Source organism: Phocaeicola sp. RTP21359st1_B8_RTP21360_211022 (assembly GCF_040911965.1).
In the GTDB taxonomy this organism is placed as follows: domain Bacteria; phylum Bacteroidota; class Bacteroidia; order Bacteroidales; family Bacteroidaceae; genus Phocaeicola; species Phocaeicola vulgatus.
Genome location: NZ_JBDFXP010000021.1, coordinates 48,360 through 70,725 on the forward strand (window position 1 = coordinate 48,360; position 22,366 = coordinate 70,725).

At 44.9% G+C, this 22,366-nt stretch carries 24 protein-coding genes and 1 pseudogene; 14 read left to right on the forward strand and 11 right to left on the reverse strand.

Translation table 11 applies throughout. The features are described 5' to 3' along the window. From AB5062_RS12325 to AB5062_RS12335, 3 genes are all read right to left on the reverse strand, one after another. The gene (locus AB5062_RS12325) at window positions 1–1,431 is read right to left on the reverse strand and encodes an ATP-binding protein (RefSeq protein WP_004292637.1); all 1,431 of its coding nucleotides are present in this window, start codon (window positions 1,429–1,431) and stop codon (window positions 1–3) included. A 309-nt stretch (window positions 1,432–1,740) separates the two neighbouring features. Next, window positions 1,741–2,886, reverse strand: a complete 1,146-nt coding sequence (locus AB5062_RS12330; protein ID WP_004292636.1) for a site-specific integrase — start codon at window positions 2,884–2,886, stop codon at window positions 1,741–1,743. 14 nt (window positions 2,887–2,900) lie between these two features. Beyond that, window positions 2,901–4,043 carry a site-specific integrase gene (locus AB5062_RS12335; protein ID WP_004292635.1) on the reverse strand — a complete coding sequence of 381 codons (1,143 nt, stop codon included), beginning with the start codon at window positions 4,041–4,043 and terminating at the stop codon, window positions 2,901–2,903. Window positions 4,044–4,194: 151 nt separating this feature from the next. Here AB5062_RS12335 and AB5062_RS12340 point away from each other — a divergent pair. The 13 genes and pseudogenes from AB5062_RS12340 to AB5062_RS12400 form a co-directional block, all read left to right on the forward strand. Beyond that, a pseudogene (locus AB5062_RS12340) lies at window positions 4,195–4,704 on the forward strand (hypothetical protein); the annotation flags it as partial. Between the two features lie 29 nt (window positions 4,705–4,733). Beyond that, a complete protein-coding gene (locus AB5062_RS12345) occupies window positions 4,734–5,123 on the forward strand; it encodes a hypothetical protein (RefSeq protein WP_004310176.1) in 390 nt (129 codons plus the stop codon). A 6-nt stretch (window positions 5,124–5,129) separates the two neighbouring features. Beyond that, entirely contained in the window at window positions 5,130–5,744 is a 615-nt protein-coding gene (gene traK / locus AB5062_RS12350; RefSeq protein ID WP_004310175.1) for a conjugative transposon protein TraK, read from the forward strand. 12 nt (window positions 5,745–5,756) lie between these two features. Then, window positions 5,757–6,128, forward strand: a complete 372-nt coding sequence (locus AB5062_RS12355) for a hypothetical protein (RefSeq protein ID WP_009041022.1) — start codon at window positions 5,757–5,759, stop codon at window positions 6,126–6,128. A 14-nt stretch (window positions 6,129–6,142) separates the two neighbouring features. Continuing rightward, a complete protein-coding gene (locus AB5062_RS12360) occupies window positions 6,143–6,625 on the forward strand; it encodes a DNA N-6-adenine-methyltransferase (protein WP_009017608.1) in 483 nt (160 codons plus the stop codon). Between the two features lie 10 nt (window positions 6,626–6,635). Then, complete coding sequence (gene traM, locus AB5062_RS12365; protein ID WP_004310172.1) at window positions 6,636–7,781, forward strand: conjugative transposon protein TraM; 1,146 nt, start codon at window positions 6,636–6,638, stop codon at window positions 7,779–7,781. Between the two features lie 12 nt (window positions 7,782–7,793). Beyond that, complete coding sequence (locus AB5062_RS12370; protein WP_004322067.1) at window positions 7,794–8,129, forward strand: hypothetical protein; 336 nt, start codon at window positions 7,794–7,796, stop codon at window positions 8,127–8,129. 49 nt (window positions 8,130–8,178) lie between these two features. Continuing rightward, the gene (locus AB5062_RS12375; protein ID WP_004322068.1) at window positions 8,179–8,778 is read left to right on the forward strand and encodes a hypothetical protein; all 600 of its coding nucleotides are present in this window, start codon (window positions 8,179–8,181) and stop codon (window positions 8,776–8,778) included. Between the two features lie 12 nt (window positions 8,779–8,790). Continuing rightward, window positions 8,791–9,636: a conjugative transposon protein TraN gene (gene traN / locus AB5062_RS12380; protein ID WP_007218152.1), complete on the forward strand. Its 846-nt coding sequence runs from the start codon at window positions 8,791–8,793 to the stop codon at window positions 9,634–9,636. Then, complete coding sequence (locus tag AB5062_RS12385; protein WP_009041023.1) at window positions 9,633–10,145, forward strand: hypothetical protein; 513 nt, start codon at window positions 9,633–9,635, stop codon at window positions 10,143–10,145. Before traN ends, AB5062_RS12385 begins: the two co-directional genes overlap by 4 nt. 21 nt (window positions 10,146–10,166) lie before the next feature. Then, on the forward strand, window positions 10,167–10,823 hold the full coding sequence (locus tag AB5062_RS12390) for a DUF1566 domain-containing protein (RefSeq protein WP_004310168.1): 657 nt from the start codon (window positions 10,167–10,169) through the stop codon (window positions 10,821–10,823). Between the two features lie 13 nt (window positions 10,824–10,836). Beyond that, entirely contained in the window at window positions 10,837–11,574 is a 738-nt protein-coding gene (locus tag AB5062_RS12395; RefSeq protein ID WP_009041024.1) for a DNA-directed RNA polymerase subunit alpha C-terminal domain-containing protein, read from the forward strand. A 3-nt stretch (window positions 11,575–11,577) separates the two neighbouring features. Continuing rightward, window positions 11,578–13,764 carry a type IV secretory system conjugative DNA transfer family protein gene (locus AB5062_RS12400; protein WP_004310166.1) on the forward strand — a complete coding sequence of 729 codons (2,187 nt, stop codon included), beginning with the start codon at window positions 11,578–11,580 and terminating at the stop codon, window positions 13,762–13,764. Between the two features lie 109 nt (window positions 13,765–13,873). Here AB5062_RS12400 and AB5062_RS12405 read toward each other — a convergent pair whose 3' ends face one another. The 4 genes from AB5062_RS12405 to AB5062_RS12420 all read right to left on the reverse strand — a co-directional run bounded on the left by AB5062_RS12405 (window position 13,874) and on the right by AB5062_RS12420 (window position 17,084). Further along, the gene (locus tag AB5062_RS12405; RefSeq protein WP_009041025.1) at window positions 13,874–14,239 is read right to left on the reverse strand and encodes a hypothetical protein; all 366 of its coding nucleotides are present in this window, start codon (window positions 14,237–14,239) and stop codon (window positions 13,874–13,876) included. A 33-nt stretch (window positions 14,240–14,272) separates the two neighbouring features. Next, window positions 14,273–14,545 carry a hypothetical protein gene (locus AB5062_RS12410; RefSeq protein WP_004310164.1) on the reverse strand — a complete coding sequence of 91 codons (273 nt, stop codon included), beginning with the start codon at window positions 14,543–14,545 and terminating at the stop codon, window positions 14,273–14,275. Between the two features lie 15 nt (window positions 14,546–14,560). Beyond that, on the reverse strand, window positions 14,561–14,836 hold the full coding sequence (locus AB5062_RS12415) for a hypothetical protein (protein ID WP_004322070.1): 276 nt from the start codon (window positions 14,834–14,836) through the stop codon (window positions 14,561–14,563). Between the two features lie 508 nt (window positions 14,837–15,344). Then, window positions 15,345–17,084: a ParB/RepB/Spo0J family partition protein gene (locus tag AB5062_RS12420; protein WP_009293454.1), complete on the reverse strand. Its 1,740-nt coding sequence runs from the start codon at window positions 17,082–17,084 to the stop codon at window positions 15,345–15,347. 554 nt (window positions 17,085–17,638) lie between these two features. On the opposite strand from AB5062_RS12420, the gene AB5062_RS12425 reads away from it, so the two are divergent. Then, window positions 17,639–18,958, forward strand: coding sequence for an ATP-binding protein (locus AB5062_RS12425; RefSeq protein WP_005777343.1), 1,320 nt, complete (start codon window positions 17,639–17,641; stop codon window positions 18,956–18,958). Between the two features lie 70 nt (window positions 18,959–19,028). On the opposite strand, the gene AB5062_RS12430 is transcribed toward AB5062_RS12425, so the two are convergent. The 4 genes from AB5062_RS12430 to AB5062_RS12445 form a co-directional block, all read right to left on the reverse strand. After that, window positions 19,029–19,283 (reverse strand): hypothetical protein, encoded by a 255-nt coding sequence (locus tag AB5062_RS12430; RefSeq protein WP_004310159.1) that lies wholly within the window; start codon window positions 19,281–19,283, stop codon window positions 19,029–19,031. Between the two features lie 6 nt (window positions 19,284–19,289). Further along, window positions 19,290–20,045, reverse strand: coding sequence for a ParA family protein (locus AB5062_RS12435; protein ID WP_009041028.1), 756 nt, complete (start codon window positions 20,043–20,045; stop codon window positions 19,290–19,292). Window positions 20,046–20,285: 240 nt separating this feature from the next. After that, the gene (locus tag AB5062_RS12440) at window positions 20,286–20,699 is read right to left on the reverse strand and encodes a single-stranded DNA-binding protein (protein ID WP_009041029.1); all 414 of its coding nucleotides are present in this window, start codon (window positions 20,697–20,699) and stop codon (window positions 20,286–20,288) included. A 675-nt stretch (window positions 20,700–21,374) separates the two neighbouring features. Next, window positions 21,375–22,115, reverse strand: coding sequence for a TetR/AcrR family transcriptional regulator (locus AB5062_RS12445; protein WP_008776219.1), 741 nt, complete (start codon window positions 22,113–22,115; stop codon window positions 21,375–21,377). Window positions 22,116–22,366 lie beyond the last annotated feature (251 nt).

Sequence of the window (22,366 nt, forward strand, 5' to 3'; positions counted from 1 at the left end):
TCAGGAATTGAAAAGGTCGTCCATCGTCACCTCGCTGTGGACGATGCTTCTGTTCTTGCCATTGGCCACACCATACGTCGTGATAAAGGTATGAACCAGTGTCTTGTTGGTCTTGGTAAGTTCCCTGAACAAACCGGAACGGTCACGCAACCGGCGTTCGTATTCGGGCTTGATACGGTATGTGTCCATGCAGAATTTCATCTCGCACAGGTGTATGATCCGGTCAGCCCGCTCTATTATCATGTCTATTTGTCCGCCGGGCATTCCTTCCTCCTTATTGGGCTTGACCTGCCATGTGGACAAGGATGTAGCCATGCCCCTTATTCCCAAAGCCGACTTGATCTGTTTATGATGTCTCATGCAGACAAGCTCGAAACTGCTACCCATCCAGTCGAATACATTTCCGGAATCAAGATGATTGCTCCACCATTCATCATCGTGTGAGAGGTTGTCGGCAAGGAACTTGAAATAGAACAGCGAAAAGAAATCCGTAAGCCTGTAAACGGCTCCGCGACGTTTGTTGCCGTACTGAAGCCATTTCTCTATCATATCGGACCTTTCAAGGTTTTTTATCGCCTTGGTTATGTTGCTGCTCTTCGATGATAGTGACTGGAATATGTCCTTGCTTGTCATTCCCGATTCGTGTTCGCTGAGTAGTTGTACGATTGACGTGTACAGGTCGGCATTGTCGAAAAGGGCGTTGTATAGCTCCTCGAACTCCAGTTTCAAAAGTGCGCCTTCATTGAAAAACAGCCGGTCTATATTCTGGGAAAGGCTCAACGCGGGGTCAAGAAGGCTGTAATAAAACGGAACACCGCCAAGCACCATGTATGTCTGGGTAAGCTGGTAACGATCCCATTCGATGCCTCTGGTAGCGAGATACCGCTCCGTCTCATTCAGGGTGAACGGGGACAGATGCAGGTTACACGTCACTCTGGCATGGAGGCCTCCCTTGTTGGCGACAATCTTGTCTTTCATCCATGAGGTCGCGGACCCCGTGGCGATAAGCATGATGTTCCGCTGTGACATGGCCCAGCCGTTCCAGAAGTTTTCAAGGGCCGACACGAATATGGATTTTCCCGAATCCATCCAAGGCATTTCATCTATGAACACAATCCGTTTACGGTCAGCGGGCAGGGACGACAGGTATTCTTCAAGGGCATAAAAGGCTTCATCCCAGTTGCTTAAATGGGAGAACTTTTTTCCCGAATAACTGTTGAGCACATTCAGGAAGTTGTTCAACTGTCTGCGGGTGGTCATTCCATGCGCACCGACATATTTGAAATCAAACTCCCGGTCGAAAAATTCTTCAATCAGGAATGTCTTTCCGATACGCCGCCTGCCGTAGACTATGACCAGCTCCGATCTGTCCGAGTTCAGGCATCTTTCCAGTTCCGCGTGTTCTTTGTCGCGGCCAATAAGTTTATCCATACTTTCATGTTTTGATGCAAAATTACGCATTTGGAATTGCCCAAGCAAATTTTAGAACCACTTATTTGATATTATCTATGAAATATTACGCTGTAAATTCAGATATAAGGTTTTGTGAGGTTTATGAACTGCGTCCATAAATCTGAAATTATCTATCCAAATCAAGAAGATAAGTTCAGGTTTATGTATCTGATAAACAGATATGCCGAGTTTTGACCTCTTCGGATTGAAATCTGGCCGGAAAGGTCAAAATTCGGCAATTATTCAAATAAGGCTGAAAACGGTGGTAATGGAGTACAACGCAGGATGTCAGCCAAATACGTTATCAACCAGATTCACCGCTTCAACTTTCTTGCTGTCAACGATTTTCGCGTAAATCTGCGTAGTCTTTACGTTGGCATGGCCGAGCAGCTTGCTCGTGGTATAAAGATCCGCACCGAGGGTAAGCATCATTGTGGCGAACGTGTGGCGGCTCGTGTGATAGGTGATTTTTTTATTGATTCCTGCCGTTGCCATCCATTTGGCCAGTACCTTGTTGATATTGGGTTCTGCCGGGAGTCCGGCAAAGACATGCAGCCCGTCTTCCGCACCGTTCCTTTCAGGCAGCCAACGGACGGCATGGCGGGAAAGAGGCAAGTAAATCGGTGTGGTAGTTTTTTGCATCACGGTTGACATCCGGTATTGTTCCCCGTCCTGAACAATATCTTTCCATCGTAAGGCATAAACATCGCTCAACCTCAAACCGCAGTAACAGGCGAAAAGGTAGGCACGTTTCACGTCTTCGCGGGGGCATTCCGTGTCAATCAGAACTTTTATTTCGTCAATGGTCAGGTATTCCCGTTTGGATTCCGGCACCTTGATACGTTCTGTGGCTGCAAGTGTCATTATCGGGTTCTCCGGGATAACCTCGGCACGGACGGCGGCGTTGAGTGCGGTGGAGAAATAACCCACGTAGTCCGCTGCACTCTTGGGTGAAAGCGGCTTGTCCCACCGGGTCTTGTAGGTGTGCTGAATCCAGTCGATGAAACCCAGACACCAGTCCTTGTCAATCTCTCTCATCTTCACCTTTTTCTTGTAAAGGGGAAGTAACCGGCAGACTGTTCGTAACAGTTTCAGTCCTCTCGCGCCTTTTCGTTCCTGTTCGGCAAGATAGGCTTCCATCCAGTCGTCCAGTAGCATTTTGGAACGGACGGATGTCTTTTTCAGTCCGGCCTTCGAGTGAGTCAGTTCGATGATGCGTTTTGATTTGATGGCCTCTACCGCCGCTTTTGTGGCCCGGTTCTGCTCCTTGACCATAGGATTGATTTCGGGCAACAGGTACAGTTTCAAGAACTCGTAACTGCGTTTTCCGTCAACATAGATGTCGAGATAATAGGATTCCGAACCGTCGGCGAGCTTCTTCGTGCGCACCTTTACCGGTTCCTTGAGTCTGGTCGATTTCTTTGTTGTTGCCATATATAATAATGTATTTAGAATGCGTCGTCAACCAAGGTGATTGCATCGTCCTTTTTCTTGTCTACTATTTTTGCATAAACCTGTGTGGCACGCACGGAACGGTGGCCGAGGATTTTGGAAACGGTATAGATGTCCGCTCCGAGCGTCAGCAGCAGCACCGCACATGAATGACGTGCCGTGTGGAATGTCACGTTCTTCTTTACGCCTGCCTTATCAGCCCAGTTCTTGAGACTGACACAAAGGTTGCTTGTATTGGGCAGCCCTCCAAAGACAAGGCCATCCGGTGTACAGCCATTACGTTCCGGCAACCATTTTACCGCTTGGGACGAAAGGGGGATATAAACGGGATTGGTGGTCTTTGTCATTACTACCGACACGAGCCATTGCCCGCCTGATATGGAAATGTCACGCCAACGCAATTTCCGTATGTCACTGATACGAAGTCCGCAAAAACAGGAAAACAGGTATGCCTGCCGTACCTGCTCGTTAAAAAATGGCGTGGCTATCATTTTCTTTATCTCCTCGATGGTCAGAAAATCCCGTTTGCTTTCGGGAACTTTGATTTTCTCGGTCATCTCCAGTTTGTACCAAGGATTTGATTCAATCAGTCTCTCACGTACAGCCTCGTTCAAAGCGGTACGCAAAGTGGTATAATAGGAATGAGCCGTCTTGGGAGTAATCTGTTTTCCCCATGCGGTCTTGCAGGAAGAACGAAGCCAGTCGATATAATCAATGTAAAACTGTCTGTCCACATCACAGAGCCTGACATCTGCACGGAATTTCAGCAAGTTTTTACGGGCGTTGTCGATTCCGTTCAGGTCGCGTGCTTCCCGGTGTTCGTGGTTCTTGCGGACAATGGTCATCCAGTCGGACAGCAGCATATCGGAAGATTTGCTTTCCGGTACTGTTCCCACCTTCGCATTGAGCAGGGCTTCTGTCCGTTCTCGCTGAATATCTTCCGCCTTGCGGAGTGTCTGCGCATTTTGCCGCCTTGCTTTGGCAGATGTTTCCGGCATGAGGTAGAGTTGCAGAAACTCGTACTCATGCCCGCCGTCTACACTACGGTCAAGAAACAGGGATAAACGTCCGTCCGCCAGTTTACGGTGACGTAACTTGAACGGAGATTTCTCTATTAATGATTTCTTTTTTCTTCCCATTGTATATCAATGATTTATATCCATATACAAAGGTAACAAATAATCCGGATATAAGTATCGTTTTAGGTAACAAAAATGTCGAATAATAGAGATTTTTAAGGAATACAACAGAAATCATCATTAGTTAATAATACATTGATAATCAGTATTTATATAGATTTTATCTGTTTTTATTTTCCCTTCGTTTCAATACATTGGCTAATGGGCGACCATCTATTGCCAGCAAATCCTACTGGGCATGTTAACAATATTCGGACCTATACAATGGGCGTTCTCGCTGTTGTCCAAATGGGAAGGTGCATGGGCGAAGTGGCTTATAAGGTATCTGACAGTACATTTCTATGGTGCAATGCTCTACTTCGTCGGCTTCTATGTGCTACTGTTATTCGACATTGTACTGTGCATACAGGTAGAAAACCTGACGGCAATCACAGCAAGCGAACAGACAATGGCGGCCTACTTGCAAAACAGCTTCTTCTCCGCCGGCTACTTGATGGCGGCAAGTATCGTGGCACTGAAATGCCTAAACCTCGTGCCGGACTTGGCAGCATGGATGATACCTGAAGGCGACACGGCCTTCTCTACACGGAACTTTGGAGAAGGTGTGGCGCAGCAGGCCAAAATGACGGCTACGGGCGGTATCGGCTCGATGATGAGATAATGATAAACCTAATATTAAATATCCAAAAGATGAATGTACAACAGAAAATTGAGAAATGGTGCAGGAACGAGCGTTTCGTGCACTATGCAAATGAACGCATAAGCGAAGAGCTCGTTTATGCACCTAACCACCGAATTGATCCGGAATATGAAGAACTGGACGAAGCCATTACATGGGACAACCGATATATTGTCCCTATGATGACTTACCTTACCTATCGTCTGCAACTGGTCAAATTGCAGAAAAATGCCAAGAATCGAAACCGCCGTGTCTGGTGGATATTCGTGCATGTAATCATGCGGGAAGATTACACACAGCTTTTTGACGGGAAGTTCGAAAAATTTCTGACGGAGTTGCATGATACAGTCATGACAATGTTACATGACGAATACACACGATTGTCTAACAAGAAAAAATAAAGGTATATGGTCATCAAACATTTGGAGAATAAAATCCGACTGGTGGGCATCATCTGCACTGCTTTTCTTGCAGGGTGTATCATCATCAGCGTATCAAGTATCTGGACTGCTCGGACAATGGTGACGGACGCGCAGAAAAAGGTGTATGTGCTGGACGGAAATGTACCTATACTCGTAACCCGCACGACGATGGACGAAACACTGGACGTGGAGGCCAAGAGCCACGTAGAAATGTTCCACCATTACTTTTTTACTCTCGCACCGGACGACAAATACATCCGCTATACGATGGAAAAAGCGATGTACCTGGTCGATGAGACGGGACTGGCACAGTACAATACCCTCAAGGAAAAGGGATTTTACTCCAATATATTGGGTACGAGCGCGGTGTTCTCGATTTTCTGTGACAGTATCTCCTTTGATAAAAAGAATATGGAGTTCACCTACTATGGTCGGCAGCGAATCGAACGTCGGAGTAATATCCTGATGCGCGAACTGGTTACGGCAGGGCAACTTAAACGTGTGCCGAGAACGGACAACAATCCGCATGGACTGCTCATAGTAAACTGGCGCACATTGCTGAACAAAGATATCGAGCAAAAAACAAAGAGTAACTATTAAATCACCAAAGATATGAATATCAAAGGATTCAAACGGATGTTGTTCGGCGAGAAGATGCCGGACAAAGATGACCCGCAGTACAAGGAACGCTACGAGCGAGAGGTGCAGGCCGGGCATAAATTCGCCAAGGCGACACGCATCGACCAAGCGGCAGCCAAGGTGCAGGGCTTTGCCAACGCACACCGGACGCTGTTTCTGGTCATCGTCTTTACATTCGTCATCGGAGCTTTCGTATGGAACGCCTACCGCTTGGTAACTGTGTACAGACACACTCCGGCAAGTCGCACGGCGACGGAAATGCAGGATTCTGTGCTTCGGGAACGGCACAAGCTGTTGCAGGAAGTCGAAATAAGGGAACATAAAAACAGAGGGGACAAACCATAGTAAAAAGAGTACTTATGAATACACGGCTTGAAAAATCAGTCCGTTCGTCAGACGAATGGTACACGCCAAAGGAGATACTGGACGCATTGGGCAAATTCGACCTTGACCCTTGCGCTCCCATCCGTCCGTTGTGGCCGACTGCCGAGGTCATGTATGACCAGAACATAGATGGGTTGTCCCAGATATGGGAAGGGCGTGTGTGGCTCAATCCTCCCTATTCGCGTCCTCTTATCGAGCTATTCGTCCGGAAATTGGCAGAACATGGCAACGGCATTGCATTATTATTCAACCGTTGCGATTCCAAAATGTTTCAGGACGTCATCTTCCCCAAAGCGACGGGAATGAAATTCCTACGCCACCGCATCCGATTCTACCGACCAGACGGAGCACGAGGTGACTCTCCCAGTCGCGGTAGCATCCTATTAGCTTTCGGAGAAGACAACGCAGAGATACTGAGAAATTGTGCCATTGAAGGCAAATATGTACAACTCAATTAAAAGATGTATAATGAAGATATTGGAGAAAATCAATTTTCGCCAGCCGAAATATATGCTTCCCGCCATCCTTTATTTCCCCCTGCTCGGCACGTCTTATTTCATCTTCGACCTGTTTCAGACAGAAACGATAGAAATACAAGACAAGGCGTTGCAGACGACGGAGTTCCTGAACCCCGAATTGCCGGGGGCACAGATCAAGGACGATGGCATAGGCAGCAAATACGAGAATATGGCAAAATCATGGGGTAAGATACAGGACTACTCCGCTGTAGATAACATAGACCGGGAAGAACCCGATAAAAACAAGGAAGAGTATGAATCGAAATACACGCAGGACGACATCGACCTGCTCACGGAAGAACAACAGGAAAAAGCTGCGGCAGCGGAAATTGCCTCTGCCAAGACACGAGAACAGGAAGCACTTGCCGAACTGGAAAAAGCACTCGCAGAGGCGAGACTGAGAGGGCAAAACGCGACTGTCCCCCCGGCAGAAACGGACACGGCCAACATTGCTCCACCACAAGGAGCAGCAGCCTCCGGAACCATCAACGAAGAGAGCCGGGCTGTGAAAACGCCATCAGCGGACGAACCGCCCAGCGAGGTGGTACGCAAGGTGAAGACAACCTCGGACTACTTTAACACACTGTCGAAGAATGTCCGTGAACCGAAACTCATCCAAGCCATCATTGACGAGAACATCAAAGCGGTGGACGGCTCGCGCGTGAGGTTGCGCCTGCTTGACGATGTGGAGATTGGCGAGTGTGTGATAGCAAGGGGAACATACCTGTACGCTACGGTAAGCGGATTCTCATCCGGGCGCGTGAAAGGTAATATCAGCAGCATCCTCGTGAATGACGAATTGGTGAAAGTGAGTCTCTCACTCTATGATACAGATGGCATGGAGGGGCTGTATGTGCCCAACAGCCAATTCCGGGAAACGAGCAAGGATGTAGCAAGCGGGGCAATGTCGGGCAATATGAACATGAGTATGGGAAGTACAACAGGAAACAGCCTTGCACAATGGGGGATGCAGGCGGTGAACAATGCCTACCAGAAAACAAGCAATGCCATTAGCAAAGCTATCAAGAAAAACAAAGTCAAGTTGAAATACGGAACTTTCGTGTATTTAGTGAACGGACAGGAAAAAAGGAATTAAAACGATGATGACATGGAAACAGATTTATCAGAATATCACAAAGGTACGGATGGGCTTTATTATGCGGACTATATAGCCCCAAATAAAGCCGAAACATTTATCGGAAAACTTGTGAGTACCGAATGGTGGCATCACAGAGGGCAGTTTGCCCTAATATGCAACTTCCGAACAGAAGACAGACGGAGGATTGCCTTATTCGCTTTTCAAAAACATACCGGTTTTTACGGACCAAGATACGGGAATGTTAATTTCAAAACAGTGGAGAAGGGCACTCTTTGGCAATGTGAAATCCAAATGACCCGGACGGGACGTTGTACTTGGGCGCGTGCCAGGCAGATAAAGAAATGAAGCGAAATAGGGAAAAGAAATCAATATAAATATTTTTAATCATGTGCCTATGAAATCTTCAAACTACTTAAAAAAATTATACGGGAATCCGACAGATGAAAAATATACACCGGGATATGGTGTATTACCCATTATCAAATATATACCCGAAGGCAAGATAGTCTGGTGTCCTTTCGATACGAAGCACAGTGAGTTTGTGCAGAAATTCAAGGATGCCGGTTTCCATGTCGTGTATTCCCATATCTATAACGGACAGGATTTTTTCAACTATGAACCGTCCCAATGGGATATACTCGTATCCAATCCTCCTTTCAGCCGGAAGGTGGAAGTCTTCGAACGCTGTCTGAAACTCGGAAAACCATTCGCCTTGCTGATGTCCAACTATTGGCTGAATAACGTAGCACCCTGCCGACTTTTCCAGAATACTGATCTGGAATTACTCATGTTCGATAAACGTATTCAGTTCGGAAAAGGGAAAAACGTACCGTTCAACAGCAGCTATTTCTGCCATAAAATACTTCCGAAACAAATCATATTCGAACAGATAGATGTTACGGACAAATCTCCAAGTTGTATGCAGGATGACATCCCAGATAAGGCAAATATCAATCCGCAAGAGAATAAAGCAATCATGAATTTTCAATTATAACTCTGTATTTCAATGAAAAGGAATTTATTTGGCATTATGCTTCTATCAGGTATTTCCATTTTACCGAAAGCTAACGCACAAACTACCTACGAAGAAATGGAACAACTGACGGTGAACGAACAGATAACAACTGTCATCACGGCATCGGAACCGGTGCGTTTCGTGGATATTTCCACTGACAAGGTGGCAGGCGATCAGCCCATTGACAACATCATTCGCCTAAAGCCCAAGGAAAGCGGACACGAGGATGGTGAAATACTCGCCATCGTCACCATTGTGACGGAACGATACCGCACACAATACGCACTGATTTATACCACAAGGATGAAAGAGGCAGTAACGGATAAGGAGATATTGCTACAAGAGCGTAATGCGTACAACAATCCGGCAGTCTCAATGTCCACTGCCGACATGACACATCATGCACGGCGCATCTGGAACTCACCTGCAAAAATCCGCAACGTAGCTACCAAAGCACACCGCATGGTGATGCGTCTGAACAATATCTACTCGGTGGGTGACTACTTCTTCATAGACTTTTCCATCGAGAACAAGACGAACATCCGTTTTGACATTGATGAGATACGGATAAAGCTGACAGACAAGAAACTCGCCAAGGCAACCAACGCACAGACTATCGAACTGACACCTGCTCTGGTTCTGGAATCGGGCAAGACATTCAGACACGGCTATCGGAATGTGATTGTCGTGAAAAAGATGACCTTTCCCAATGACAAGCTACTGACCATCGAAATGACGGAGAAACAGATTAGTGGCCGTAACATCAGTCTGAACATCGACTATGAGGATATACTGGCGGCAGATTCGTTCCATGCAGATTTATTGGAGGAGGAATGACTATGAAAAAGACAATCATCGTGATAATTACCTGCGTGTGTATCGCTGCAAGTGCAAATGCACAACAAGGTAGCGGACGCCTCTCGCTTGGCACAGGGCTACTCTACAAGAACGGCATGGATATAACGCTCGCCTACGAACACGAAATGAACTATCGCCATACGTGGGAGTTCTTCGTCAACGGCTATCTACAATGGGCAGAGTGCGCTTCGTGCGGGCATATCTGCTCGGAATCATTTTGGCGAAACTACCGCAGCTACGGTTTTGGCGTGGCCTACAAGCCGTGCATGACGCGGGGACGCAACCACTATGGCAGTCTGCGTATCGGAGCTTCAGCCGGAAGCGACATGAATAAGTTCCTCGGTGGCCTGCACTTCGGTTACGAACACAACTATGTGCTACGGGCCGGATGGACACTGTATTGGCAAGTGAAAAGCGATGTGATGATAAAAGGTGCGGACGTGCTGCGAGCAGGTGTCGTGCTGGGTGTGAAACTACCTATAAAATAGGGAAACAAAAAAGAAAGCAATATGATACGAAAGATACATTTGGTGGCAGCGGCAACGGCTGCCGTGCTTTGCGCTGCCTGTGACACGCATATAGACGTACCCGATACAGCAGTTCGTCCAGGACATATCCTCTGCGAGGATGGAACAGCTTTGCCTTACGCACAATATGAACAATCGGGGAAAAAAGCGATAGCGGTTGTCTTCGATACCGAAAAACGCGGAGATACGGAGGGGGACGGTTATGCAGTTTACCTGTGGGACATTGCTCCACAGGCATTCGCCGACAGCCTCGGCATCGCACAAGGCACATCGGCTGACATCATGGCTTATGATGGCAATGAGAATACATTCGCACTGTATGATACACAAGAAACCGCTTCGCCAATGGCAGAAGCGGTTTTCGACCTATGGCGGTACGGGCAGAGTGCCTATGTACCGTCCGTGGCAGAGATGCGGCTGCTCTACACCATGCGAAAGATAATCAACCCTGTCATCGAACAATGTGGCGGTGAGCCGTTACCACTGGATGAAAACGACTGTTGGTACTGGACATCCACAGAAGTCGAAAAGCAACAGACAGCCAAGGCATGGCTCTATTCCATGGGGAGCGGCGCAATGCAGGAAACACCTAAAGTACAGGCGCACAAAGTACGCCCTATAATTACCATAAACGAATAAAAGATAGAAAGATATGAAAGATACGGATATATTTTTCAGCATAGCATTGATGATATTGGGAATTGTCCTCATGTATAAGTCCATGAAAGGTAATTCATGCCGACAAATACTGGCAAAACTCGCAGATTCCATAGCATTGGATAAAGAAGATATTAATTTTCAAATTAAAAGGTTCGGCTACCTTTTGGACGAAATGACTGCCGATAATGAAAAAAATTCAATCTTGAAGCGTCATGCCGACAGACTGGAGGAACTTGTCACGCAATTAGACCGCACACGAAACGAGCTTGAAACAAGTAATCTGTCAATGGCGGATATTAACGGAGAGTTGAAAAGAAGTAATGCCGAACTTGTAAAGAGAGCAACCCAATTACGCAATGAGATACAGCAAGACGAGCTTGTCATCCAAAAGATGCAAGAACGCCTTGATTCTCTCAAAAGAATCAAAGTGGGGCTTGAAATAGCCCTGAATAACATTCAAGCAGAAGAAGTACACTATCTCTCGGAACCGGTATTCAGTTTGGGTATTACCCCATCCATCAAAAGCCATCTTGAATCTCATGGAATATTATATATCGGAGACCTGATTCATCTTAACGAGCAATATCTCATGGAAATCTGGGGTATCGGTCCGGTAACACTTGATAAGATAAAAACAAAACTGAACGAGAATGGTGCATGGTTCGGTATGGATGTAATCAGAGTAGGTAATCATTGGTATCGTAGAAAACAAGGACTAATAACAGACTGACTTATGGAAGAAAGTAAAGAATTGCAAGGGTTCTATAAAATATTCCGCACAGTGGTATATGTGTCCGTGCTGCTGGAGTTCTTTGAATATGCCATTGACCCTGCAATGCTTGACCACTGGGGCGGCATACTGACCGACATTCACGGACGCATCAAACAATGGATGATTTACCACGACGGCAATCTTGTGTACAGCAAAATCGCAACGGTACTGCTTATCTGCATCACTTGTGTCGGAACGCGGAACAAGAAGCATCTGGAGTTCAACGCACGCCGGCAGGTGGTGTATCCATTGACGAGTGGGTTATTGCTGCTCGTACTCTCCGTATGGCTGTTCGGCCATACGATGGAAACAAGGCTTTATACCTTACCTCTGAATATCATTCTCTATATGATTGCCTCCATTGCTGGCGTAGTACTGGTACATATCGCATTAGACAACATTTCAAAGTTCATCAAGGAGGGACTGATGAAAGACCGTTTCAACTTCGAGAATGAAAGTTTTGAACAATGTGAAGAAAAAGTCGAGAATGAATACAGCGTAAATATCCCCATGCGATACTACTATAAGGGTAAATTCCGTAAGGGGTGGATTTCTGTAAGCAACTGCTTTCGAGGAACATGGGTAGTTGGAACACCGGGATCGGGTAAGACTTTCAGTATCATAGAGCCGTTTATCCGACAGCATTCGGCCAAAGGTTTCGCCATGGTGGTGTATGACTACAAGTTTCCTACATTGGCGACCAAGCTCTACTACCATTACAAGAAGAACGAGAAACTGGGCAGAGTACCCCAAGGGTGCAAGTTCAACATGATTAATTTTGTGGATGTGGAGTACAGCCGTCGGGTGAATCCAATTCAGGCAAAGTACATCAACAATCTTGCGGCGGCCAGCGAAACGGCGGAAACATTATTGGAAAGCCTACAAAAGGGTAAGAAAGAGGGAGGCGGCGGAAGCGACCAGTTCTTCCAAACCTCGGCGGTAAACTTCCTTGCCGCTTGTATCTACTTTTTCGTGAATTATGAACGTGAACCCTACGATGCCAACGGCAAGCCTCTATATGCGGAAAGACAGCAAGATCCGCAGACCAAATTCTGGAAACCGACAGGTATCGTGCGCGACCGTGAAGGCGGCAATATCGTGGAACCTGCCTATTGGCTGGGAAAGTATTCGGACATGCCACATATTCTGTCATTCTTGAATGAAAGTTATCAGACGATTTTCGAGGTACTGGAAACTGACAATGAGGTTGCTCCGCTGCTTGGCCCATTCCAGACAGCCTTCAAAAATAAGGCAATGGAACAATTGGAGGGTATGATTGGCACGTTACGTGTTTATACCTCGCGTCTGGCAACCAAAGAGAGCTACTGGATATTCCACCGGGATGGCGATGACTTCGACCTGAAGGTGAGTGACCCGAAGAATCCGAGTTACCTGCTGATTGCAAATGACCCGGAAATGGAATCCATCATCGGTGCATTGAACGCTCTTATCCTAAACCGTCTCGTTACCCGTGTGAATACCGGGCAGGGGAAAAATATTCCTGTGAGTATTATAGTGGACGAGTTACCGACACTTTACTTTCACAAAATAGACCGCCTGATAGGTACGGCGCGAAGCAATAAGGTGAGTGTAACGCTCGGCTTTCAGGAACTACCGCAACTGGAAGCCGATTATGGTAAGGTAGGTATGCAAAAGATCATTACGACGGTAGGTAATGTGGTAAGCGGCTCGGCACGTGCCAAAGAAACGCTGGAATGGTTGTCCAATGACATCTTCGGCAAGGTGGTCCAGGTCAAAAAAGGCGTGACTATTGACCGGGACAAAACAAGTATCAATCTCAATGAGAATATGGATAACCTTGTGCCTGCCTCGAAAATCTCGGATATGGCAACCGGATGGATATGCGGTCAGACGGCACGGGACTTTGTGAAGACGAAAACAGGTATGGGCGGTTCAATGAATATTCAAGAATCGGAAGAGTTCAAGACTACAAAGTTCTTCTGCAAAACAGATTTTGATATGGCAGAAATCAAGAAAGAAGAAGCGGCGTATGTGCCGCTGCCGAAGTTCTACACTTTCAAGTCGAGAGAGGAACGGGAGCGCATCCTATATAAAAACTTCGTACAAGTGGGGCAAGATGTGAAAGAGATGATAAAAGACGTTCAGAATAAGCGCAACGCGAAATAAAAATCCGGCTGTCTGACATATAATGTAAATAAAAACAACAAAAACCGTCAGTACAATCGTACTGGCGGTTTACTACTAACTAATCTCTTCTTCTGGTTTATCAGGAGAGCTACCTGCTTAATAATTGGGTGAGTTGCTGATGGCATTTTTTTTCGTATTCCTCTTTGTCAGTACCGCATTCAATTGCCCTGTCAATGACATCCCCTAACTCGTTGTAACAAACTTCTTCATTGACACACTCTGCATCTTTGCCTTTCAACAGATATACCTCATAATAGTCCGACCCATTAAGTGCAATAATGACGTATCCGGTGTGTAACAGTCCGTTTACTTTGATACGAAGTGCAGGCAGGCCTTTGAAGATGGTGGCTGCAAACTCTGCGATACCCCATGACATGAGGACGGACATAGGGGTAAGTCCTATCAACTGCTCTTGAATGGTCTGTGCTATTTGTATTACATACTCTTTTTCCATAACTATGCTATTTTTAAGATGATTATTGTTTTTTTATTCGAACCATTCCGGGTTGTCCTTTTTCAGTTCGGCAACCAATTCTACGTCTGTCAGTCGTAGGTTTGCCATGTCGGTAAAGAAGAAAACCTCGTCATAGATTCTTTCGGCTTCCTTGCTTGCGAAGCCTTCGTTTTCATCGTTGAAACTACCGGGCTGAAGGGCATCGAGCAAGGTAATCGAGCCGATAAGGAGTTCTTCACCCTCGTTGGATTCCACCACACGGCAAGGATAGTTATTGCCACCAAATTGTACTTCTTGTGTTTTCATACGCTTGTTATTTTATTATTTTAATGGGATATGCTTTCCATTTGTCTTGAGGTATTCCATAAGACACTTTGCTTCTTCATGTGATGCACGATTGCGGTCATCATAGCGACGTGTCTCATCCGCCATCACAATGATGCACTCCTTAAACAACCTATAGAGGCTCTGTTGCAGTGTGGGGTGCATATCAGGTATAGCGGCTGCAAAACGCTTGGGATTGAAACTAAAACTATTCACTGCCATTTCCCATTCTTTGGCAAGTTTGTACTCTTTGCTTTCTTTGATGTTGTCCATTGTCATGAAATTTTAATGATTTATTTTTCTTCCCTCTGTTCGGTTCTATATTCTGTCTGAACCGCTTGGGATTTACAGATGCTTTACAGGACTGACGAACAAGCTATTTCCAACGCTTTTTTTGGAAAATTACTCTTTCACAGAAAGGAAGAATTTTATAAAAATGCACTTCAAAGCGATGGAATCAAGCGCGGCAGTCCACCTTCGCGTCTGGAAAACCAACCGGCGAGGACAGGAAGGGACCGGAGAAGGAATAAGATGGAAAAGATAAAAAGGAGGAAACTGATAGGTATAAATGGAGACGGGTGGCGGTGGGGTATCGGGAGGTAGCTATAAATGGGATAGAAAAGGCATAATCGCGCGGATGGCGGGTTTGCCCGGCAGACACGCCGCCCGACAACGGTTTGGAGCAGTTGTCCGTGAACATCTTCACCTTAATCTAATTACAAATTAGGAACGAATAGAGGACAGATTACTCCACCCTCTATTCGTTGGTTACTGATTATGGTTAAGCTGCAATATCTTCCTCTTGTGGCTGTTCTTCGGTCTGCATCCCTACTTCGGATTGCTGTTTGTCAGATTGCTCCGCTTCCTGCTTTGCTTGTTCCTGCACCAAAAGAACGGCTTTTTTCTCTTCGATACGTTGGTGACGCTTCTCATACACTTCATTATGTCCGTTCTTGATGTCTGCCAACAGGTCGGGCATATGTTTTTGTGCGAAGTCAAGCAAGAGGGATGCAATGGCATTGTTGCCGTATGCGTTCTTGAAATTAGCAATTAGAAAATCCCTGCGAATAATCGCTTTCTGCTTGCTCGTGAGGTTGGCAATGATGTTTATCTTTTCTTCATCTGTAAGGTAGGAATAAGGCTTTTTTTCCTCGATACCTACCGCTTCGAAATGCTCTTTGCGGAGGGATGATAGCAAGAAGAAATAAATCATCTTGTCCTCGTCTTGCCCAAACTTGCAATCGGACATATCAACCTCCAAAATCTGTTTTTTTGTGTCCTCTACAGTCTTTTCAAGGGCAATTTCCTTGTTGCGTTTGTCTTGCTTTTCCAACTTCTCTACCGGTGAAAGCGTCTGCTCCTGTTTTGTGTCATTGGTAGTACAGGTAACTTTCGGAACATAACAGAGTACGATGTCCTTGCTCTCAATACGGAAATAAAGGATGATTTCACCTGCTTCACTTCGGGTACGGATTTCTTCGCATTCTTCCGTGTAATCGTTCAAATCCTGTTCGAACTCGCTCTGTGCCTGTTCGTATTCTTCGGTGGTGTCGTACTCATCTTTTCGGGGTGCTTCGGGCTGTTCGGGATATGCCTTTGCATAATAGTTAAGGCTTTCCACTTCGTAACCCATGGCGGTAAGACGTTCTACTACGGCTTCATTGCTGTTGAAACTTTCATAGCAGAGGGATACCTCAGGGCGTTCTTCCATAAGGCGCACGGCTTTCTCCGTGAGGTATGCCGCATTCATTTCAGCAAGGCAAGTACGATTGGCGCAATTTCCGCAACCGCCCTCGCAAAATAACATCATATTATTTGTATTGTGAGGACACGACAGACAGAGGGTCTTGTCAAATGCGTATCGCTCCAAGTCGGTGGTATATTGCCGTTCGATGTTCCGTGCAACATCAGAGGCTTTCATTCCTCGCCAACTATTGTACTGCACCCCCTCTTTAAGATGCTTGTTGTACACCTCTTTCTGAATATCTTCCCCATAACGGCAAATTTCGCTCGCTACGCTGATTGTGATTTCGTCCTGTTCCAAAAGCTGTGCGATTTCGGGCATTAAGGAAACGAATTTAAGCCGTGTGCGGATATAGCTTTCGTTTTTACCGAACTGCACCGCCAAAGACTGCACATCGTGGCGACCACTATCAATGAGCTTTTGGTAGGCATTTGCTTCCTCTATCGGGGTAACATCCTTGCGCTGGAGGTTTTCAGTTACCGCCATTTCTTCGGCAACTTCGTCTGAAATTTCCATAACGACAGCCGGAATGTCTTCCAATCCTGCCATGAGGGAGGCACGATATCGACGTTCTCCAAAAACAATCTCAAAGCGGTTGTTTTCTATCGGGCGTACTCCAATAGGCTGTAACACACCCTGCTGACGAATACTCTCGGAAAGTTCTGCAAGGCTCGCTTCGTCAAAATTCTTACGTGGGTTGTAATTGCTCGGCTGCACGTTTGCCAATGCTACCATTGTGATGTTTTTCTCTACTGATTGAATTGCTGTTGCTTCCATAATCATAAAAATTTAATTGGTTTTAATATTTAATTTTTTATTTTCCCTTTGTTCGGTTCTCTTTTCTGCCTGAACCGCTTGGGATTTACAGATGCTTTACAAGGACTGACGAATAAGCGATTTCCGACGCTTTTTCCGGAAAATTACTCTTTCGCAGAAAGGAAGAATTTTATAGGAAATGCACTTCAAAGCGACGGAATCAAGCGCGGCAGTCCACCTTTGCGTCTGGAAAACCAACCGGTGATGGCAGGAATGGACCGGATGAGTGGCATTAAAAGAATATAGAAAAGGAAGAATACGCTGAAAGGCGGATGGTAAAACGGATGGAACTATAAAGGGATGATTAACGATACAACGGGACAAGCGGAAGGACGTAAGACCAGACGGTGTAAAACAGGAATGGAACTTACCAGATAAAAATCCTTTGAGCCATTTCGCTAAATAAATCTGTATCAATTGCCTGTTTTACCAGAAATTTGCATTATTTTTGCAGTAACGAAACAGCCGTTTCGGAAACAGCCGTTTCGGAAACAGCAATAAAAAAGGATAAGGATATGAGATTTTTTGACAGGACAGAAGAAATAGCCTCTCTTCGCAAGATTCGCGAAATGGCCAAAAACAATGCTCAGTTTACAGTGGTAACGGGACGTCGCCGTATCGGTAAGACATCACTCGTGTGGAAGGCATACGAAGACGAACCGATTCTCTATTTCTTTGTTGCCCGGAAAGCCGAAGGCGATTTGTGTGAGGACTACCGGCTTGAAATAGAGAACAAGTTGGGAGTCCCAACCATGGGGCGGGCCGAACACTTTACCGATGTGTTCGAGTACCTGATGAAACTTTCGGCAGAACGTCCCATCACACTCTTTATCGACGAGTTCCAGGAGTTTTTCCGTGTGAACAAATCGGTGTTCAGCGATATGCAGCGCATCTGGGATCTATACAGCCCGAAGTCCCGTATTAACCTGATTGTCTGTGGTTCGATTTATTCCATGATGACAAAGATATTCAAGGATAAGAAAGAGCCGTTGTATAACCGGCAGTCGCGCTTTATGACTGTGCGTCCGTTTACCCCAACTGTTCTGAAAGATATTCTTTCGGAATACAACCCCGGCTACACGGCGGAAGATCTGCTGGCATTGTACGCTTTCACGGGCGGTGTGGCGAAGTATGTACAACTACTCGTGGATGCAGGAGCAACAACCAAAACGACTATGCTCGACCAGATTATAAAGGCCGACTCCATATTTTTGGGCGAGGGTAAAGCGATTCTTATCGAAGAGTTCGGCAAGGATTACGGAATCTATTTCTCCATACTATCGGCCATTGCACGAGGAAAAACATCCCGTTCGGAAATTGAAAACGTGGTAGGCAAGGAAATCGGCGGTTATCTTACCAAGCTGGAAAAAGAATACGAAATCATATCGAAGAAGCAACCGCTGTTCGAGAAGAGTTCCGCCAAGAATGTCCGGTATGTCATCGAGGATAATTTTTTCACGTTCTGGTTCCGCTTCATCTACAAGTACAGCTATATGCTGGAGATAGAGAACTATGGAAGTGTGAAGATGATTATAGGTCGGGATTATGAAACTTTCAGCGGTCTGATGCTTGAACGTTACTTTAAGCGTGTACTGATAGAACGGCAAGTCTATACGCGTATCGGAGGCTGGTGGGACCGCAAGGGTGAGAACGAAATAGACATAGTAGCTGAAAACGAACTGGACGATACGGCGACATTTTTCGAAGTCAAACGCAAGGCCGAAAATATCGACATGGAAAAACTGGAAGCGAAAGCAGCCGCTTTCATGCGTGCAACGGGAGAGTTCAAAGGTTATTCCCTGTCATACAAAGGGTTGTCAATGACTGATATGTAGCAATACATATCGGCATAACGTACTAACAGAAGTCACAGATTTAAAAGAACGGTAAGCGAGGAACATACCCTCACTTACCGTTTTTTTCCAAATACTCCTTCATCGCCTCATTTACAATGTCTCTCAATGACATATTCTTCTCAATAGCAAGGAATTTCATACGCGTATGAACACTCTTGTCGATAACGAAATTGCAATGTACCGCAGGCTCTTTTTCAGTTTTAAGTGGTGTGGCTTCCTTCTTTTGCGGAGATTTCTTCGTGGATGACAGCAATCCGTCCAGTCCGCTTTTCATACTGTCTTTCAATAAATCACTCTTGCCCATATTGTCTTATTTTAATTTCAAAACCTCTTGTGCTAAAGCCATATAATCTTTGGCTCCATTGCAGTTCTTATTGTACTCAAAGACGTTCTTTCCCTTTATAGGAGCTTCGGCCAGTGCCACATTGTCCCGTACAAGCGTTTTGAACACTTTGTCACAGAAAGAGTCATTGATAATTTCAGCTACGCTCTTGTTGAGTGTCTTGCGCTTGTCAAATTGGGTAATAACAATGCCACCAATACTCAGGTTCGGGTTCAGGCGTTCCTTGACAATCTCAATTACGCTTGTAATCTTCGCCATTCCGCGCATGGCGAGGAATTGTGCCTGCACCGGAATAATCAGAAAGTCCGCTGTGGTAAGGGCATTGAGTGTCAGCAAGCCCAGTGAAGGTGGACAATCAATCAGGATGTAGTCAAACTTCCGACTGTCAAGCAACTTCGTAATCAGACCTTTCAGTATCAACTCACGTCCCGGCTCGTTTATCAGTTCGGATTCTGCCGCCGACAGGTCGAGACAGGACGGCACAACAGCAAGTCCGTTCTCCAGTTCGATAACCGGTAAGGGATATTCACCTCTCATTGCCCCATACACCGTTTGTTCTTCCTCAATGGAGAGACCACACGATTCTGTAAGATTTGCTTGCCCGTCCATGTCGATAGCCAGTACACGCTTTTTCTTCTGTCGCAAAGCAGCGGCAAGATTGATGGTGGTAGTTGTCTTGCCAACCCCACCCTTATGATTCAAAACAGCTATAATTTTTGTCATAATTTGATGTCTTTATATGCGATACAAAGATAATACTATTCTTAGTAAATACTATAATTAGTATATACTATTTTACTAAAAAGAGTATTTTAGTATTTACTACTATACTAAAATACTAATAGACTAAATGTAGTAAATACTACTTTCAGTAATAGGTAACTCACTAACTTCCTACTTTACTATAATTAGTAAATACTACATTTAGTATTTATTGTTGTTCAATACTCTATATGCACATCATCAGAACGGCAAGTCTTCCTTGTCCTCTTGCGGCATAGCTACCGGTGGTACAGGTACATTGCTTGCGGCATCTGTCGGACTCTCTGCTTCTGAAGTTGTACCCTCACGCTTTCCGGTATTGATGAACTCCAATGTGTCTGCCGTAATGGATAGTTGAATCTGACAGTTTTCATCCTTATCCTTCCACAGTGAAGCCGAAAGTGTCCCTTCAATGAGCAGTAACCGTCCTTTGGTAAGATATTCGGATAGTCGAATATGGTTCTCTTTCTTACTCCGTACCCTTACCCAAGTAGTGATGCTGTTTCCATGTGAATAGTCATCTACCGCAATATCAAATGCAATGAATGAACCGTGTGCTCCAGTAATAACCTGGCAATCCTTGCCAATGCGACCAATTGTGTGAACGTATAACATAATAAATTCTTTTTGTGGCAGGTGGTTAATCCTACCGTTACCTTAGTTTATAAATATTCTTTATTTCCCTCTGTTTGGCCTGTTTGCGACCTCCGGGATGATTTTTTCTGCATCCAAAGGCGGCAGGAACAATTTGGCAAGGCTGAAGAGGAAAAATACGCTCACCAGCGGAGAGGAAGATTTTTGCGCTTCACTTGCGGCTGAATGCCGGCATTGACACGACTGGGACTGGCGATTACCTTTGCGGAAAAATTCAATCCACGGCAGGTTGCACGGCAGCAGAAAAGCGATAAATAGAAGTATATAAAAAAGGAATAGAAAACGCTAAAGCAGGGAATAATAAAACAGGAGAACGGACATGCAGGACTAAGATCCAAAGACTATCTTGAAACTGTGAATAGTTATATCATTATCCGCAATTTCAAGTCTGTTCGTGTACCCTTTGAAAAATAACTTGACGCACTTTATGTAACGCGCTACACAAAGCGTGTCAGATTTTTCTTGTAGCAGGCTATCAGTCCTTATACAGATGGATATAGAAAAAAATTATAAAAGTAACCGACAATAGCTAATGTCAAATACCCCTTGCTCCAATGGCCTGATTAGACTATTAAGTCCATAATCACTTATATGTACTTTTTAGACTCTTTTGAAAGTTCTCGTGAATTTCTATGGTTATTTTGAAAGCAGTATTCTCAAGTCATTTTTATTGATACCCATATATTTGCATATTTTAAACTCACTTATGCCGTCAGATAACATTTCTTGAGCTGCTTTTCTATTCCTTTCATACGCTTCCAGTTTGTCAAAAATGGTATCTGTTAGATAATCTATCCATTCGAAAAAGACCTTTTCCCCTTCTTGAGTACTAAAATCTATTGTACAGGTTTTCGCACACCTCCTATGAAGTATCAGATAATAAATTCCTCCAATCAGATTCGCCATAATAGCTTTAATATTGATTTTCGCCGGTTTAAACAGATTGTCATAAAACGCAATCAAATTTAAATTCATAATATCCCGTGTTTCTGCTGTTCTCTTTGTCGTTTCATTGATAACCGACATTTCATAAAGTAACAACTTTTGCATTACAGTGTTATCAGACAAGTTCCTATAAAGGGTCTTGAATGTTTCCGCAAAAAACTTTTTAGGTCCCAATATGTTCAGGCTGGAAACGTCAATAGCATCATTGATCCAGAAATCATACTGCTTGGCAAGCCTGTCGTAAAGATTGTCCATCGAGCCGTATCTTCTATAAAACACATTAGCTTCTATGTTTGCAGCTTTCATCAATGCACTCAAATTGACATTACCAAAACCATATTCAGCTACAAGCTTTTCAAGTTCGGATATTACCTCCTTGTCTATTTGTTCATTTGTCCTCCTATTTCGAGCTTTCTTTTCTTTCTGTTTCACTATTATATAGTATGTTATAAAAATAAATCTGCAAAAATCAGTAAAAGGAAATATTTTTATTTTAGCTTTCGATAAACTTCTTCTTTTCTGAATTGACGATAATATCCCAAGGTAGGCTGTAAGTATTTATACAGCTATTCCATTCTCTTTCATTTGTTTTGATATAGAGCAATTGGGTCTGTTGCAAATATACATTTTTATGCTTTACAAACAATAGACAGAATATAAAAACTACGTTGCCAATAAATTTG